Origin of the sequence: Pseudomonas sp. xss_4 (assembly GCF_043104125.1) — a bacterium.
Lineage (GTDB): Bacteria > Pseudomonadota > Gammaproteobacteria > Pseudomonadales > Pseudomonadaceae > Aquipseudomonas > Aquipseudomonas parafulva_B.
The window spans coordinates 44,235-61,285 of sequence record NZ_JBICKJ010000046.1 but is presented as its reverse complement, the minus strand read 5'-3'; the positions used below and the strand labels follow the sequence as shown (position 1 = coordinate 61,285).

Annotated in this window: 17 protein-coding genes; 4 read left to right on the top strand and 13 right to left on the bottom strand. The window is 51.9% G+C overall.

Features of this window, described 5'->3' with window-relative positions:
* Positions 1-389: 389 nt before the first annotated feature.
* Together ACF8GB_RS09315 and ACF8GB_RS09310 are read right to left on the bottom strand one after the other, a co-directional pair.
* Positions 390-1,508, bottom strand: a complete 1,119-nt coding sequence (locus ACF8GB_RS09315) for a hypothetical protein (RefSeq protein WP_170976261.1) — start codon at positions 1,506-1,508, stop codon at positions 390-392.
* A 340-nt stretch (positions 1,509-1,848) separates the two neighbouring features.
* Positions 1,849-2,055, bottom strand: coding sequence for a helix-turn-helix domain-containing protein (locus ACF8GB_RS09310; protein WP_081337546.1), 207 nt, complete (start codon positions 2,053-2,055; stop codon positions 1,849-1,851).
* Positions 2,056-2,130: 75 nt separating this feature from the next.
* Between ACF8GB_RS09310 and ACF8GB_RS09305 the strand changes: the two genes are divergently transcribed.
* The 3 genes from ACF8GB_RS09305 (at position 2,131) to ACF8GB_RS09295 (ending at position 5,898) form a co-directional block, all read left to right on the top strand.
* Positions 2,131-3,693, top strand: coding sequence for a PAS domain-containing methyl-accepting chemotaxis protein (locus ACF8GB_RS09305; RefSeq protein WP_100412979.1), 1,563 nt, complete (start codon positions 2,131-2,133; stop codon positions 3,691-3,693).
* Positions 3,665-5,431: a GGDEF domain-containing phosphodiesterase gene (locus ACF8GB_RS09300; protein WP_173585795.1), complete on the top strand. Its 1,767-nt coding sequence runs from the start codon at positions 3,665-3,667 to the stop codon at positions 5,429-5,431. The genes ACF8GB_RS09305 and ACF8GB_RS09300 overlap by 29 nt, the downstream gene beginning before the upstream one ends.
* Before the next feature lie 128 nt (positions 5,432-5,559).
* The gene (locus tag ACF8GB_RS09295; protein WP_137108964.1) at positions 5,560-5,898 is read left to right on the top strand and encodes a hypothetical protein; all 339 of its coding nucleotides are present in this window, start codon (positions 5,560-5,562) and stop codon (positions 5,896-5,898) included.
* 778 nt (positions 5,899-6,676) lie between these two features.
* Here ACF8GB_RS09295 and ACF8GB_RS09290 read toward each other — a convergent pair.
* From ACF8GB_RS09290 to ACF8GB_RS09260, 7 genes are all read right to left on the bottom strand, one after another.
* The gene (locus ACF8GB_RS09290; protein ID WP_070094665.1) at positions 6,677-7,042 is read right to left on the bottom strand and encodes a histone-like nucleoid-structuring protein, MvaT/MvaU family; all 366 of its coding nucleotides are present in this window, start codon (positions 7,040-7,042) and stop codon (positions 6,677-6,679) included.
* 84 nt (positions 7,043-7,126) lie between these two features.
* Entirely contained in the window at positions 7,127-7,999 is an 873-nt protein-coding gene (locus ACF8GB_RS09285; RefSeq protein ID WP_100412981.1) for a restriction endonuclease, read from the bottom strand.
* A gap of 113 nt (positions 8,000-8,112) precedes the next feature.
* Positions 8,113-8,508 carry a hypothetical protein gene (locus ACF8GB_RS09280; RefSeq protein WP_392526905.1) on the bottom strand — a complete coding sequence of 132 codons (396 nt, stop codon included), beginning with the start codon at positions 8,506-8,508 and terminating at the stop codon, positions 8,113-8,115.
* Between the two features lie 184 nt (positions 8,509-8,692).
* Positions 8,693-9,256 (bottom strand): hypothetical protein, encoded by a 564-nt coding sequence (locus ACF8GB_RS09275; protein WP_208210329.1) that lies wholly within the window; start codon positions 9,254-9,256, stop codon positions 8,693-8,695.
* 72 nt (positions 9,257-9,328) lie between these two features.
* Positions 9,329-9,715, bottom strand: coding sequence for a hypothetical protein (locus ACF8GB_RS09270; RefSeq protein ID WP_070094663.1), 387 nt, complete (start codon positions 9,713-9,715; stop codon positions 9,329-9,331).
* 2 nt (positions 9,716-9,717) lie between these two features.
* Positions 9,718-10,188, bottom strand: coding sequence for a hypothetical protein (locus ACF8GB_RS09265; RefSeq protein WP_070094662.1), 471 nt, complete (start codon positions 10,186-10,188; stop codon positions 9,718-9,720).
* Positions 10,189-10,230: 42 nt separating this feature from the next.
* Positions 10,231-10,629, bottom strand: a complete 399-nt coding sequence (locus tag ACF8GB_RS09260) for a DUF6957 family protein (RefSeq protein WP_070094661.1) — start codon at positions 10,627-10,629, stop codon at positions 10,231-10,233.
* A gap of 145 nt (positions 10,630-10,774) precedes the next feature.
* Between ACF8GB_RS09260 and ACF8GB_RS09255 the strand changes: the two genes are divergently transcribed.
* Positions 10,775-11,236, top strand: coding sequence for a helix-turn-helix domain-containing protein (locus ACF8GB_RS09255; protein ID WP_070094660.1), 462 nt, complete (start codon positions 10,775-10,777; stop codon positions 11,234-11,236).
* A gap of 347 nt (positions 11,237-11,583) precedes the next feature.
* On the opposite strand, the gene ACF8GB_RS09250 is transcribed toward ACF8GB_RS09255, so the two are convergent.
* From ACF8GB_RS09250 to ACF8GB_RS09235, 4 genes are read right to left on the bottom strand one after another with little or no spacing between them, the layout of a single operon-like run.
* Positions 11,584-12,867: a site-specific integrase gene (locus ACF8GB_RS09250; RefSeq protein ID WP_079989982.1), complete on the bottom strand. Its 1,284-nt coding sequence runs from the start codon at positions 12,865-12,867 to the stop codon at positions 11,584-11,586.
* Positions 12,864-13,403 (bottom strand): hypothetical protein, encoded by a 540-nt coding sequence (locus ACF8GB_RS09245; protein WP_052742384.1) that lies wholly within the window; start codon positions 13,401-13,403, stop codon positions 12,864-12,866. The genes ACF8GB_RS09250 and ACF8GB_RS09245 overlap by 4 nt, the downstream gene beginning before the upstream one ends.
* 1 nt (position 13,404) lies before the next feature.
* Positions 13,405-15,267, bottom strand: a complete 1,863-nt coding sequence (locus ACF8GB_RS09240) for a hypothetical protein (protein ID WP_152994582.1) — start codon at positions 15,265-15,267, stop codon at positions 13,405-13,407.
* On the bottom strand, positions 15,260-17,008 hold the full coding sequence (locus ACF8GB_RS09235) for a hypothetical protein (protein WP_039594348.1): 1,749 nt from the start codon (positions 17,006-17,008) through the stop codon (positions 15,260-15,262). Before ACF8GB_RS09235 ends, ACF8GB_RS09240 begins: the two co-directional genes overlap by 8 nt.
* Between the last annotated feature and the right edge of the window lie 43 nt (positions 17,009-17,051).

The following is a 17,051-nucleotide window of genomic DNA, read 5'->3' as shown; positions in this document are numbered from 1 at the left end:
GATAAAGCATCGTACGCAGCTCAAAGCCTGTTAGAAGGCCCCCCGTCAGCGGGCGTAGCGAATCACTCAGCGGTGTCAGGCCTCAGAGGGCGCGTACTCCACTTTGGCAAGTTGCTCAGCAAGGCAAGCTACTGGCTACATGCTGCTCACGCGTGGTGCGGGGCGACCACAAAAAATGACTGAAACTGCCCAGTTTCACTCAAAAGATATACGACCAATTGCCGATTCAGCTAAGGAAACTCCGATCAAGTCAGCACAGGTCAGGCCGCCTGTGCTGACTTGATCGGAGTTTCCCTAAGCGTTTCACATAAGCAAAGATCGACTGAGACGTCCAACAGCGTCTCAGTCGATCACCTGTGAGGTTCAGCGTGAAGATAAGCGATTTTTGCTTATACGGTTTGGAGGGAGCGCTTCAATACGCGGGTCTTGAAATCCTTGACCAGCATCAGGAAGAGCAAACCGAAACCAATATAGCCATTGACCACGTATACCACGTTGATCAGTGCATCGAACGGCACATTCAGACCAACCAGCGTGCCCACGGTGCAAAGCACACACAGCAGCAGTCGATGACGAATGCTGAACTCATCTGGCGCGAAGCGTTTCACTGGGGCCCAGAGCAGCGACGCTGCCGTGGTGTAGATGGCGGCGAGAATCACCACCGTGATCAGGCCGGTCAGCGAAGGGGAAATTTTTTCAACCAGCACCAGGGATGGGATCTGCGCAGTGGCAACATCGCTGAGGTTTGCAGCCAGGCCCAGCATCATGGCCAGCACGGCCAGGGAAAAAAGCAACATCCCCAAAAACGCACCACCCCCTGCCTCTGCCCGGCTCTTGCTGGTACTGCCCAGGTTGGTCATGAAGACCGCCAGCCACATCATGCAGAAACCTACGTAGGAAAGGCAGGCTGTAAACCAGTTGCTCCCGGCCTGCAGAACGGTCTTGCTTTCGGTCAATGGCTTCAATACGGCAGGGAATTCAACCAGCCCCTGGGTGTTCATGACGACACCTGCCACACCTATCATGATCGCTAGAACCGAAAGCAGAGGGCCGATCGAACCCACCACGCTGATCAACCGATTGAAGCCGAAGAACAGCGTGACCAAGGTCAAGCCCCCCATCAACACGCCGCCATACCAGTTAGGCCAGCCAAGTTTCTGATTGAGCGCGGCCCCCGCTCCGGCAATCATCACCCAGAACGACATATACAGGAAAAGCACCGAGAAATAGTCGAAGAAGGCGCCGAGTTTTTTACCGCAGTAATACGTGAATATTTCCTTGGGCGCGCTGAACTTTTGTTCGTAACCCGCCATGACGAAACTGAACGCAACATAGGTAAAGAGTGCAAACATCAGGAGGATACTGATCAGCCCGGCATGACCATAGGCGACAAAGTACTGCATGATTTCCTGGCCCGTCGCAAAACCTGAGCCGATGAGTAGTGCAATGCATGCACCACCAATAATGAACATTCTGGAGACATCCAGGGTTGACTTTGGCATCGTCATGATGAGTAGCGTCCTCTTTTTATTATCATGTGCCCAGGCATGACCGCCTGTAGGCAGTACAAAACGTGACGGCTCCTGCCGTATTCGCCGACGTCCAACGATTAAAACTAACGAGTGGAAAGCTCGCGATAAGGCTGCCTTTTGCTGTACTCGTTACATCAGCAATGTACGTGCCGCTTTTGCATGGCGAACCTTCCCAATGCGCCGCCTTCATGCCAGATTGCGACTCGCCGCGACAATTGTCCTTGAGCCAGGATGGGGCGTTTTGGGAGCTGAATACCGGGGTCTAAAGAGACCGCTGTAGCAGCCCGCGTGAACATCAGCGGGTCAATTGATCGAGCTAGACGCAGCCCATTTCCCTGTGTTGCTTGCGAAGCCGCGCAGGTGAAATCGAAAAGCGCTTCTTGAAGCTCTTGCAGAAGTGGGTGCTATCGGAGAATCCGCACTCGTATGCGATCTGGGCCACAGACCGGTCTGTGTTCTGCACGAGCCAGTGCGTTAGCTTCTGCACGCCAGAAGCTAACTTGCTCGGAGGATCCCTAATCATCCAGAATGCCAAAATGATTTTTTTGGTATGATGGCTTTTTGCGATCACTGAAAATTGATTCCGAGGCTTTATTCGATGAAAAACAATGGCCCTGTGACTACGAGAGAGCGTGATTTCGACGCGACTCAACGCTTGATCACGACTACGGATACGCATGGCACCATCACATACTGTAATGATGCCTTCGTCAGCATCAGTGGCTTCGAACGTAATCAGCTGCTGGGGGCCCCGCACAATATCGTGCGCCATCCGGATATGCCAGAAGCGGTATTCGCGCACATGTGGAGTCACCTCAAGGTCGGCAAGGCCTGGATGGGCATCGTTAAGAATCGCTGCCAAAACGGTGACTTCTATTGGGTCAACGCCTATGTGACGCCGATAACCGAAAACGGCCGGGTGACGGGGTATGAGTCAGTACGGGTAAAACCGGATGCCGAGCAAGTGCGCAGGGCCTCTGCCCTATATGCACGGATGCGCTCTGGAACGTGGAGCGATTCAGCAGGCAAAGCTTCACGTTTCTTGCGGATGCTGGCTATGCCTCTGCTTGCCAGCCTACTCGTGTTGGCAGTGTCTCTGCTCATCTCCCCGGCAATTGCCAGCGGTTGCGCAGTGATTGCGTTTTTTGCATTACAGGCTTGGCAAAATCGGCTTTCCGAGCATTTGTTATTACGTTTGAAAAATACTGTGCATGGGGCTTTCGATAGCGAATTAATTGCTCGCACCTATACCGACTTGGTTGGTAAACCCGCCCAGATACAAATGGCGTTGATCAGTGAGCGCGCGCGAATTAGCACCGTGCTTAGCCGTCTTGAGGATTATGCAGACCATAGTTCAGAGCTGGCCCAACGCAGTGGTCAATTGACCAGCAGCGCCGAAACCTCTTTGCTGGCTCAGCGAAGCGAGGCCGATATGACGGCAACTGCCATGCATGAGATGGCGGCCTCGATTGCCGAGGTATCAGCACATGTTCATCGCACCGCAGATGAGGCGAAGCGGGTTAATACACTGGCTCGTAACGGCTCTGCCGAGGCTGGCAAGACACGCGACGTGATCGAGAGCTTGGCACATACGGTGTCCGGAATTAGCGATTCGGTGGAGGCATTAGCGCGCGACACTCAAACTATTGAACAGGCAGCGGGTATGATTCGGGCAATTGCCGAGCAAACCAACTTGCTAGCCTTGAATGCGGCCATCGAGGCGGCACGAGCCGGCGAACAGGGCCGGGGCTTTGCCGTGGTGGCAGATGAAGTACGAGCCTTGGCATCGAAGACTCAGGAGTCGACCAAGGCTATTCAGGACATCATCAAGGCACTGTTGGCGGGGGCGCAGAACGCGGTGACTATAGCCCAGGCCGGCACCCAAGAGGCCGCCGCCGGTGTGCAGCAGGTGATCGCTACCCAGGAGGCGCTGCAAGGAATCAGTAGCGCCGTTGGCTTGATCCATGACATGGGCCAGCAGATGGCGGCGGCATCAGAAGAACAGGCGCATGTCGCCGAGGATATTTCCCGGCAGATCACGCGCATTGCCCAAGCCTCTGACCATAATGCCGAGCTGGCTGGGGAGTCCGCGCAGGTGGGCAACGACTTGAAACAGACATCACATGCCATGCATGCATTGGTTGAGCGCTTCGGTAACTGAAATGAAAAAATGGGGAGAGAACAATCAGGTGCCTGACGGGGCGGAACCGAATACATGGAATGGCCTGGAGTCAGCGCTTGCCGGTGCTATTTTCAATGCCGCTGTAGATGCCATCATGGTCATCAACGCACGCGGTGCTCTCCAGGCGGTTAACCAGTCTACACAAACACTTTTCGGCTTCAGTTTGGACGAGATGCTCGGCAAGAACATCTCCATGCTAATGCCCGCACCGTATGCCCAAGAGCACGATAATTATTTAAACAACTATTGCTCTAGCGGTGAGCGCAAGATCATCGGCATTGGCAGAGAGGTCACGGGCCAGCGCAAAGACGGCAGCTGCTTTCCGCTGCATTTGAGCGTCAGTGAGTTCAGTCAGGATGGTCAGCAGTTATTCGTCGGCATCTGCCACGACATCAGTGAGCGCCGCAAGTTCACCGAGCACATTGCCTTTCTGGCCAAATACGACGGGCTTACCGGGTGTGCCAATCGACGTGAGTTTATTGAAGGGCTGTCCAAAGCCATTGAGGCTTGTCAGACCAGTGGGCGGAAGATTGCAGTGTTGTTCATCGATCTGGACGGTTTCAAGCAGATCAACGACAACCATGGTCATCAGATTGGCGACCGCTTGCTCAAGCTAGCAGCTGAGCGTTTTCAGAAAACCTTGCGCGATAGTGACTTATTAGGTCGGGTGGGGGGAGACGAGTTCGTCGTCTCTATCAATCTAGATTCCAAAGGGGAAACAGCCTCTCACATCGCCGCACGCTTGATGGAGGCGCTGAAGGAGCCATTCGTCATTGATAATCGGGCACTCAGTGTCGGCGCAAGTATCGGCATCAGCCTGTACCCCGATGACGGTCTGACAGCCGATGAGGTGATGAATGAAGCTGATATCGCCATGTATCAGGCCAAGGTGGAAGGAGGCGGCTGTATTCGCCTATTCGATCAAGCGTTACGTGAACGATCCGAGCGGGTCTATCGCCTGCTCAGTCGCTTGCGCAAGGCCATTTCGCTAGAGCAGTTCGAGTTGCATTACCAGTTACAGTTCGATATGCAGACCTTGCAGCCGTGCGGCATGGAGGCCTTGCTGCGTTGGCGTGATGGCGTTAATGGCCTAGTGGCACCAGATCAGTTTATTCCTGTAGCACTGGAATACGGCCTGATGCCGACTATTGGACGCTGGGTCATTCGCCAAGCGTGCAAAGACAATATGACGCTAATCGAAACGGGCCTGCTGGATGTGGCGGTAGCGGTCAACATCTGTGCCCCGTTGTTCAGTGAAGCCGGATTCTGCGCGCTGGTTCATCAGTTGCTTGTTAGCACTGGACTGCCGGCTGAACGTTTGGAGCTTGAGATCACCGAAGATGTGGCAATGAATTCTTCGGCCCAGGTATTGCAGACCTCGGATGAACTGCATGAGGCCGGCATCCGTTTGGCAATGGATGATTTTGGTGTCGGCTTTTCGTCGTTGAACCGGTTGAAAAAGTTGCGGTTTGACAAGCTGAAGATCGATCGATCGTTCGTTACTGGTCTTCTTGAAAGCCGCAGCGATCAGGCTATCGTTCAGGCCATTCTCGGTATGGCCAAAGGACTCAGTATGCGCACGGTGGCTGAGGGGGTTGAAACGGAGGAGCAACTAGCCTTCCTGCGGGAGGCAGGATGCTCTCAAGGGCAAGGTTTCTGGTTTGCCAGGCCGATGCCACTACCTGAACTAATTGAGTGGTTGCGGGCGCGGCGTTAGCAGGGCAAACACCTGCCGTTGCACCGGCGTCAGTACGCCTCACTGAATATGATTCAGTTGATCTCCCGCCTTGAAGTCCTAATCGGCGGCCCCTTAAAGAATGTCTGGGAAGAGGCTTCTGGAGTGTCGTGCCAGAGAGGGCCGATTCGGGCAATCCAGAAGAGTACCGTCTCGACAAAGACCTCAACTATCTCTGGCCGCCAGTCACCGTCACTGAACTTGCCCATCAATCACACCTCGATTCATTGCCAGTGATCATCACGCAGCCAATATCGACAAATCCTAACTACAAAAAGCGGCGAGATACTGGCGGCACCTTCGGTATCAAAGGAGAACACCGCCTAGCACACTGGGCGCGCGATTGCATGGGAGCAGCACAGGTACGATTCGCCCCAACTCTGCCGGTCAAAACCATCAGCGTGGTGGATCACAATCACTGGAAAGGATGGTCAGGGTCTCCAGCATGAATGGGCCACAATCTCTGGAACTGAGTGTCAGCATCACTGGAATACACAAAGACTTGAAAGCAGTCCAACAGCTGCAGTTCTGGGTCGACTGGCAGCGGGCTTAGGGGTTTCGCTGACCGAGCTACTCACAGAGGAAACTGCGCTTCCTTACTCAATTCTGCGACGTCAGGCAGACCAGCCAACCTGGCAGGACAGCCAAAGCGGCTACATCCGCAGGCAGGTCGCGGAACGGAAGGAGTCTAGCAGTAGCGAGCTCATCGAAATCGACCTGCCACCGGCTACTCGAGTCGATTACCCTCAATGGCACAGCAATCCCTACCATCAGCGAGTTTGGTTGCTCGAGGGGGCGCTAGAGGTGCTGTACGGTGACGACAGATACTCGATGCAGCCTGGCGATGTGCTTGAATTTGCGGTCGACAGGCCGGTGAGTTACATCTCTGGCCAGGACGAAGGCTGCCGCTACCTGCTGAACCTTTTATATCTATGAATGCAGGCTATTTGGCCACACGGACGTGACGTCCAACGCCCATCCATACTGTTCTCAATGAAATCGCTGATCGCACTCGAAACCACTTCTGAGCCAAGCATCCAGGGTACTTACACACATAAAAAAACCGCCTGGAAAGGCGGTTTTTCAAGGTCTTGCTCGGGGTCTCCGGCTCTCCACGACGGGGTTTAGGTTGCCGTTGAAGAGGTCTTTTCCTCAGAGAGGTTTTGGTGCCGGACACGTACCACATGAGGCTACCTAACTGACATTTGCTGCGTCAAGAAGCGATGCTTACTGACGCCACGATTCCACAGTCTCGGCACCGTGCTCAGCTTTCCATTCTTTCAGAACAGCGTGGTTGCCGCCCTTGGTTTGCACAACTTCACCGTTGTGCGGGTTTTTGTATACCTTGAGCTCGCGTGGCTTACGAGTGGATTTCTCTTGAGTCTGAGGGGCTAGACGACGAGTGCCAGCTTGCGGATCCAGGATGTTAATCACTTCGCGGAGGCTGTAACCGTATTCGCCAAGCAAGGCGCGGAGTTTGTTTTCAAACTCCATTTCGGCCTGGATGGCGCCATCGCTTTTCATCGCTTCCAATTCTGCAAGCTGCTGAGCGAGTTGCTGCTCGAGACGACGAAATTCTGCAAGACGAGACATTGTTAGCTTCCTACATTGTTGGTGGGGCAAGAATACATTCAGTTAACGCCCAACTGCTATCCCGGACTGAAGATAAGTCTCGATCTAAAACAGGCTATTCACCTCAACGAACACCGATCCGGTCTCTGCGGCAGCTCGAACCTTGCGGTCGATGACGTCGGCGAACGGTATCTGTTTGTCGAGTGCGTCGCGGATATCTTTGCCAGAAATACACACCAGGCTTTTCCCACGACCGAAGGCTTCTAATCCAACATCCGTGAAGCCGTAGTAGCTGATGAACACTCCGCGTGTCCATGCAGCCTTCTCGTTGATCTTGCCCTGTAGGACATGAAGCTCACCAGCTCCAACGGGGTTAGTTACCCACTTCGCTTCGACGAGGTAGATGTCACCGCGACACATGAAGCTCCCGTCGATCTGTTCCCCGGTATTCCGGAATGGGGCACGTGGTTGGAGGTTGGAGGCCTCAAACAGCTGCTGCAGGAACGTCTCAAACGCATAACCTCGTGCCTGGGGCGCGAGCTTATGGATATCCAGCAGGGCCTGCTTGAGCTTGGCCGCCTCATTAACGCTGACTTTGCGTACTGCGGCAAATGGATCGCCTGCAACGCGGCTACTGGAGGTGCCCGATTCCAAATCTTGGATCAGGGTCAGAAAACGCCCTTCGGCATTCGCAACTGGGTCATCTCGACCTTCATACAACAGGCGAGCCTGTCGATGTGCCCACACGGCCTTCAAGGCTCGTACACACGTCTGGGTATCTGCAAGGTTTAGGAAGCTGCGAAAGCGCTTGGCCTTGGACGTACCATCGGCGGTGAAGAGTTGATCATCAATATCGATCTCCAACTCCCCGAGGAAGAACCGGCTGAAGGTAGCGTTCGAAAAATCCAAAACGTAACCCCCTTCCATTTCGAAGAGGAGATCCAGGAGCTTCATATCAAACGGTTTTATCTTGGGCATGCCACGCGTCCTTGATCAAGCACAGCGAATCGAGCATACGACATCGCTGTGAAAGACCCAACGGGCTATCGCGCTCAAAGCCCACCATCCTTAACGATAGTAAGCCCGGACTTCTACTCAGAAGTAAGAGAGGCATTGCTGCTATGTGCGGAGCAGAGCGTGCTGACCCAGGTCGTACCCACCTGCCTTCCAGGAGAGCCACAGTAGGAGCAAGTCTTCAGCGATAACTCGGTGGCAACATCTACCGCGCCTCGGCAGTAGGCATCCCCGCCATCGTAGAAGAAGTGCAGCTCTCCGAATTTTGATTTGATCTGCGCGACGGTCACCGGGACAACCTCTGGATGTCGAGCCAGGTGATCCCGCAGCGTATCGCACAGTGCGAGGAGGAGGTTTTTCCAGCCAGGCCCGCAGTAGATCACATCGACGCCAGGATCAGAAAACAGCTGTGGATAGCGCTGACGGAACTCTCCAATGTCGATCTCGGGTAGAGCTTCAGCCGGTGTATTCATAGTGCTCAAGGTTTACTGTTGGGGTAGAGGCCCGGCCATGTGATTTGCGATCAAACCGCAAGCGGAGCGCGCCGGCCAGGGATGGCCGAAAGGCGAGAGGATGAAAGCCCGCGAGGGCCGAGACCGGCAAGGCCGGGCTCGGTTCACGACAGCCGCACCTCCGAAGGAGGGGCTCGCCCAGGCTTCAACGATGCAGTTTGCTGAAGCGCTCTACCAACAAATCAGGCGCAATCGACTTCCATGTATCAAGAACCGTGGTTTTATGGAACAGGTAGATACCGCTCCCAACGAAAAACGCCCCAACTCCTAGCCCTATGAACAAAGATCCCCAGTTGGTTACAGACCATTGCTCTGAAACCGAAAGACTTCCGCTGAAAGAGCTTGACACGAAGATCAGTGCAATCCAACTCAGAACAATCGCCACGGCAGCCCAAATCGCCGCGATCATCAGGAAGTGGAACTGCACTTCATAGCGCATGCTCGGCACACACAGGAGCTTGCCGCTCGAGGTCTTAGCTGCATAGACAATCTCTGTGTTCTTTACCTTGTTTTTTGAGTTTTGCACGAGAGCATAAAACTCAACATGCGACCCTTTCTCTAGCTCTTCGAAGATCGGCAACGGAATCTTGAAGTTTGGGATTAGCACCCCATCGATTTTCATGATTACCTGGACTACGTCCGAGAAGTGCTCGAAAACTCGGATATCCTCTAAACAGCCGGAAAACCTCAGATACTCAAATTTGATCACTTACAGCTCCTTGCATAACCTGAATTTCCGGCACGGGGAGACCTTGGACACGCTCGCATGCCCAGGCTCTAACTAATGAATCAGATCAGTGTTCGGGATGCTGTTACCAACCAGGCGGCAAAAATCCCTCAAGCTCCGGCGCCCACCATCACGGCGGAAGGTAGCCACCACGTACACAGAGTTCATGGTCGTGATCACCCAGAACTTACCTTCCTTCTTGATAGCCACGATGTCGGAAGTCTGGATCAGGTGCCCATCGGCGAATCGACCATGAGGCCCTTGCCGCACATGCCCAAAGACCACGCCAACGGCGCTCAGTCGATGAATGTGGACATTCACCAGAAACGCAGTGATGTCGTCTTCGTACCCTTGGCCTACAGCTCGAGCAATACGCAACAGGTCGAAGTCCGAGTAGCGCTTCACGTGATAGTCCACCTTCACCGTGTTGACCTCTGACATCCCTAAGCCCTCCGAGATTCTGCTGCAGCACTGGCCTGAGCCATACCGCGTCGATACAGCTCCCTGACGCCGTTCAAGGAGTCGGCACCGAGACCAGGCTCATGTGTATCGACGTACACAGCACCACCCTCTACTTCCAGAACGCAGACGGCCACACCAGCCTGGTTGTGTCCCATCGAAAGCGACGTGAGCTTCTCCATCTTCCAACCGACATCCTTGTTCATCCAGGATGGGGTGACGGCTTGGACTTCCTGCACAACCAGGCTCTCGTCTTGCGCCACCAGCAGCTCGACGAGACGCATCTCATCGTTGAGCATCTCCTCGTAGGCGACGAACCGATCTTCGTGCCGGCGCTTGAGGCTGACGTGATACCAGTGAGTGGCCAGAGACCGGGAGACTGCATGAAAGTGAGCAAGGCCGTCCCCAAACATACCGACAGGGCCAGCCTGGTCTTGCGTGCTAATGCGGAACATCGTGGATCTCATCTGGGCAAGCCCACCTATGGGGCCTGCGGGTCAACATAAGCCGAAAATTGTCTTCAGCGAGGCGGTCTGCTCCCGACCAGGGCCAACCAAGACGTACACGGTGTTGCGCGTTTCGAACATGCAAGCGCCGTCATAGGTCTTGCACAGCGTCGAGCGCACCCATCCCCCTGGCGGGAATCGCCCCTCGCTGTCGTAGTTAACGCAGTGGGAGTACAGGAACATCGGCTGCAGGCCTACAGACCGGACTCTGTCCAGCGACTCCTGTGGCTCGTCAACGTGGAAGATGAGCCAGTCCTCAACCAAGCAATAGGGCCTGCGAGGAAAGCGTTCGGCAAGTAATGCCTCAATTTCGGGTTGGGACAGCGACGTCCCGGCGGAAGAGGCGTGCCCTTCCTGGAGCAGCTCGTGCTCTACGGAGCTATCAGTCACCAATTACCTCAGTATTCAGAACGACGAGGTGATGTGCGAACGGGGAACGTAGCGGCAGATCGCCATTCGACTCACTCAAACCAATATATCTGTTTGAGCGAGTCTAGGCAAACGAGGCATACCGTCTCCTTTTGCGGAGGCAGAAATGCCGCTACGCCACTCTCTCGCCGCCGTGCTCCAGTCGCTCCGAACGCAGCAAGGTCTGTCTCAACAGGAGGTCTCTGGCCTTCTTCGTCAACAAACGATCAGCGAACTGGAAGCGGCTCGCTTCACGGCCACCATCGATACCGTGAGGGATCTGGCCATTTCGTTGAACATCAGTCCAGCGACCCTGTTCGCCATGGTCATTGCAGCTGAAAATCAGCAGACGACTCACCAGGTACTGGTCGATGCCATCGTGGAGGCAGAGGCCCTGGGCAGAGCCAACGAGATCCTGGAGCGACGGCCTCGCGAGATTGAGCATCCGCGTGTGACGGCTGCAAGAGAGAAGTGGAAGGCAGTTCAGGCGCTGAAAAAAGACGGCCTTACACAGGCCGAGGTGTCTCGTGCTCTGGGGTACTCAAAGGGCACTGTGTGGCGGCTTTGGGAGCGAGAGCCAGGCGTTTAATCCTGCATCGATGGACGGGTCGCTGGCCACAAATGTGGCCACAGCAGCGACCTATCTTATCTCTCGGGCCTGCGTACCAATTCCTTTAGTCGCTCCCGTGACTCCAAGACCTGCTCCCTGATCTCTTCCGGGTCGATAGACATCCTTCCACCCTCAGAAACATGGAGCGTCTTGAGGGAGTTAACTGCGGCTGTGAAGTCCCGCTCTTGCTGCTGCACCCAGGCCGGGCGCTTATCAGGGAACAGCCGGAGCGATAGCTTTCTTACCCAGGACATCTGTACCTCCTCAAAAGATGTTCTCCCTGGCGGGCTTTATAGACGGCCAGGGAGGGTAGCCACCTTAGCATCTCAAGGAGACTTGGCTTTCATCAAAGCCTTTATCGCTGCGAGCTTCTCCTCGGAGGATCTACCGTCCACTGCATCGACAATGCTCTGGATCGACTGAAGGGTTGTGGACGCATTAGGTTCAGCTTTCAAAATCGCCTGAATTTCTGGGTCTTGTGTAAGGTGAATGTAGGTTGAAAGGGTGTCCTTAGAGGCGTGGTACGAATCCTTGCGCACAATAGCCATTGCCACATCCAAGATGTTAGCTTTGGACATTTTCGAAAGCTTACTGATGTTTTGTGCAACCAGTATTGTGAAGTAGCGGTGTCGAAAGTTGTGATATGAAATTCCTTGAAGTATGTCCTTGTGTTTGGATGCGTTTGCAACCACCCGGTAATAAGAATTGAATGTCTTGCGTGACATTGGAAGGCCGCTGCCCTCGCTAACAAAAATTTTGTCATGAAGCACGCTGTGTGGATGCAACTCGTGAGTGAGTTTGACGAATTTGTATAATTCTAATAACTCAGCGTCAGGGATCAATACTTGCCGTAAGCACCCCTTATACTTGCCTTTGAGGACTGGGATATTTTTAACGAGATCTTTGTTTTTGAATGCGTCGATGATTGAGCTCGCGGGTATATTAATCGCTTCTTCGATCCGGCACCCTGTGAATTCCAATAGAGTGGCAAGCGTGTACCATCTATCTATGACATACTGATTTGATGTGTAGTCATGAATAGCTTCGTGCCAAGCGTTTAGCTCGTTATTTCGAATAAAGCTTACCGGTTCGGCTGGTTTGTCTCTAAGCTCGTCTATGCAGGGGTGAGACAAGAAGCGTACTCTGCGTTTCTGAAAGTTATAGTGTTCTTCAGTGGCGTTAATTTGAAAGTTGTGCTCGCTCGGGTCTGTCGTAATAAGTTTTGTAAACTTGTTTTCTTTTTGAGTGTGCTCTAGTAGAAATAATATTTGTCTTATAATTCTTTTGATGGTTGTTGGATTGCTATTTCCTGATTTTTTCTTGAAAGTAACAAAGTCGTATAGGTCTTCGTCGGTTACATCAAAAATTCTTAGTTTGTGCGAGTCTAAGTATTCCTGGAAGGTGTTAAGTGTTTCGGCTCGGCTAAATATTGTTTTTGGTAGAGGGCGTGCTCCGTAGCTATGGGGGCCACCGCCATATTGCGTTAGATAGCTATTCATCTCCCAGCAGAAATTCCCATTTGAGTCAAATAGCAGGGGGAGCGGTGGGGGAGTCGTATGGCCATGGTTGAAAAGGAAATCAAGTCGCGGAGCCTTTGCTGTGTGGATCATGGCTTCACCAAAGTTAAATGCGCTCTGTCGAGTGTCTGTGTATGGCTTTTCAGGACTTGCTGATATCGTTGGTCTTGGCGAGTTTGCTCATCCACTCTGTCAGCTAGCTGCATATAAGCTCGGTAAATCTCGGCAACTGTATTTGTTAAATAGTTGATCTGATTCTTCAAAGTCGTCACTTCTTCTTGTTGGGAGCGCTTGGTTGTTCGGGGCTTGGGTAAAGGTGTATCCGGAAGGGTGATCATTGCATTATAAATCTCAAGTGCTTCCGCTAATTGCCCTGAATACTCTATGTTGTACGGCTCCTGTGAGGTGTTATATGAGCATGATGAAACCTCTAGAGCAGCGTCTTCCCACGCTAGCGCAGCCTTGAAGGGGATGCCTCTCTTGCTTTTCAGTGCGTCGAGAGTAGGTAGCCTTTGGTGTTCTTGTGAGGCCCTCCTGATAAGGACGATTTTGTTGAGCAGGCTTTGAGTTTTGGCCTGCTTCTCCATTAGCTTAGCTTGCGAAGTCTCGCCTTTAGAATAACGACTCATGTTATTTGCTCGCGTATACAAAGATTTTTTCGTTGTTCATGATTTTAAGTTTGATGTCGCGGTGGTTGGTCAGTTCGTTAAGGTGCTCGGACAAAAGTGCATGGTCACCGAGTTTTACATCTGGCTCGCACATAGCCAGTTCTTCCAGTAAATCTTCGTCAACCAAAACATCCTTGCCCACATTTCCCTCCAGGAAGTCGGTTAGAAATTCGAGAGTATCTCGCTCCCAGTCAGGTTGGTTTGAGATGTCAGCATAGTAGAGCGTGACACTCGGTTCAACGTGGCCCATCATCCAACGCAATGGTTCAATCTCAGTGTTTCCGCTCAGGTAGAAGAAAAAAGCAGCAAAGAACCGCCTAAACTGATGGGGGCGCGCATACCATCGCGTTTCACCTGTTGTTGGTACTTGAATCCAATCTGAGTATTGATCGAGTATTTTACGAAAGGTTGTCTCGTTTCGGTCTTTTCCTTTTTGTGCGCCAGAGGGCCAAATTGTGTTCATGCCTGGGTGCCGACTCTCCATGAACTCAATATAATCGTAAATGAAGTCCCATATGACTTTAGGGATTGGGCGCTTTATGATTTCCAGTTCATGGCTATTGCTGGCTTTGGGGGTTTTTAGTTTTAAGTCCCATAGGCCATCCAGTTTAGATATAGTGAGGCAGTCTGCATCCAGTAGAGCGGCGCTTAATACACGGCATGCGGAGAATGTATGAATCAAGATGCGGGTTGTAATAGCGTAGAAATCGATCAGTTCGTCGGTGGAGATGTGTTCTCTGAGAATCGAGTTGCGGGTGATGCCGCCTCTGGAGCTGCCGCATTTTCCATATGTTTTGATGTTTAGGTGCCGCAGTGCCTTAGGCATAGGCACAGCCTCAAATGTTTGTGTCTTGAAGATATCCACATTTGACCTGATTGTGCTCGCGGCATACCTTCCAATAATTTCCCTGGCGTAGTAGTCGTCAAGCTTCTTAATGTACTCTCGAATGTGTGGCCAAAGGTCGCGGTGAAAAACAATCGCGTTACTAATGTAGTGAAATGCTATGTTTGCGGGCATTAAAGGAGTCTGGGTTTTCTCCAGAAACCTTCCAGAGACGCTGTTGAATGCGTCGGAGATTTCATGGGTTCCAACCTCAAAGCGTTGACTTTGTTGTTCTTTGGTGGCGTGCAAATAGGTTAGGTTCGTGCACTTGTTTTGTATTGTAGAGATGCTAAGGCTGTCTGCTTCTTCATCTTCATCGGCAGTGTAGGTGCAGATGAATTCGCGGCAGATGTCTATATTGCTGCTCTTGAGTTTTTGGATTAGGATCTTTTTGGTAATCGGGGGGATATTCATTTCTGAAATTAGCGGCACTATATTTTTCAGCCCTCTCGATGCTGAGCCTAGCTGTGAGTCAAGCTCAGCGATATTAATGCCCATGAGTGTTAAGTCGTGAGCTTCAAGGAATGTTTTGATGTCGTCTAGTTTGATGTCAGCCAATGTGAGGATCTTGGGGGCCTGGCTTGAGCGATGCCGAGCCTCATACACATGATCGGCAATCTCAAAGGCTGTCCTTACAAAGGGAGCGAGTGCATTTGGTCGTTTTGACTTCGAACTTTCAATTAGGGCAATAGCTGATGACTGTAAGTCTTTAATAAAGAGATTCCACACCAGGTCTGTTGTAGATGAGCCGTCAAATAGCTGGTAATCGAAGCTGATCTTCACATAGTGCCTGGTATTAGGGTCTTCTGAAGCAGATACTCTTGTGCCGGTTTTCGGAACATACCATTCCATTTTAGTGGAGGCTGGGTGAAGCCAGTTAGGAAGAGTGACTTGAGAGGGTGTTACCGATGGATTGATCGTCGTGGCTTTTTGGTTAGTCATCAACTGATACCTCAAGGAGATCAAAGTTAAGATGCTTAGGCTTGGCGTCAGCAAGCAGCTTGATCATTTTTCGGCTGCCCTCATCCTGGATCTTTGTAATAATCGTCTTGCATGTCGAAATGAGGCTTTCATCTTTGCCGTATGTCGCATATGAAACGATTAGTTCAACCGTTTGGGGCGAGCATAGAAAATACAGCATCTGGCTTGAATTGCTCGCTGCGGTTCCGGGTCTATCAGCCCTGAGCCTCTTTACACCGTCAATGAGTTGGGCCATTGCGATTGAGCAACCTTCTCCTTGGTGATTGGTTTCAGTGGGAACGTTCCCTTCCGCGATAAGTAGCTGAATATTTTGATGGTCGCGTACTCTCTTGCGGTATACGAACTCTTGTATTGACGGGGGGACGTAGTTTCGCAAGGCGGTAAGTAACGAATTCCCAAGATATAGGCTCGTTTCCAAAGTGTCCCCACCGCTTTCGATCCACTTCAGGAGGCCGCGTGATACCCTGATTTTGGGCATTGTGGGTTCAGCGTCACCTACCCAGGAGGGCAGTGAATCAATAATTGCTTTGAAAGTGTTCTTCCGTCTCGTGTCTAGGATGCGGTAGAGTTGCTCATCCCCTTGACGAGTGGGGCTAGAACCATCCATGACAAAAAGATAATTAGAGTTCAAAGCTTTTGAATGTTGAGCTCTCATTTGTAGAAGCATCCATAACGCAGTGTTAGCGTCGATATTTTTCGCTTCGATCTCAATTTCATCTGTAGTCTTGGGTGCGTGGCGAGTAATCAGCTTGTTCGCCCTGGGTTTTAGGGTGGTGACAGTGATCCCGCCGTCCTCTCGAATCGTGACAAATTGCCCGTCTTTCGTTTTCTTGACCTGAGCGTTTGCCAAGTCTGAAACATTGATTCCGAGTTCATCGATAATGATGCACATGGCGGCTACAGCAAAATCTTCGGTAATGCCTAAATAAGACTTAACTTCCATCGAAGACCAAGAGTATATATGGTGTGCGCCAGGAAAAGACTTGCGGGTAAATAAACCATCTTGTTCTTGGGCTAGGTACGCAACGGAATTAATGAAGCCGTTTGGGTGTGATGGAGAGAAAAAGCTTATGTGTTGGCCTGATCCAAATGCTCGGAGGTTGGGATCCAGGTTGTCCGTTGTGAGTCGAATGGCAGCCAAATCGCTTTTACAAATCATGTCTGGAGCTTTCAAAAACCGAGCATAGCCCTCTGCTACCATGCGTTTGCATTTGGATAGGATAATGATTCTATGTTTTTCGATTTGTTGAGCAATCTCATTCAGAGCCATTTCCATGGATGGTGCATTTACGGCATCTTCCAAGGTCAGATAACCTAGAATGTTACATTCTTTTTCTGAGAACACATCTGATGAATCAGGGTTCGGTAAGATCAGCGCATTGCTAGGCAGCTTTTTAGCTTTTTGAAGCCTGTTCAAGTAATGACGAACAGTCGAGTAGTCAGAAATAACGGTTACTTCTTTGACGGGCTTGCCGGTAGTTTCTGATACTGCATTACGTCTATCAGAGAGAAATATACGGCATGCATTGGTTATTACTACGGGATTCTGATGCCACTCTGGGTCGAGCTGATGAGCGATGAGGAAGAAATCGCGGATGAAGGGTGCCCGCCTCTTCGGGGGATGCTTTTCCACCCAGGCAAGGATGTCTTTTGGGCAGCAGGTTCTGATACCATCAATGAAATTTTCTGGCTTCCTGCTCATCGCTTTCCTACCTGAAATGGGTTCGGATAGGAAGTGTAGATTG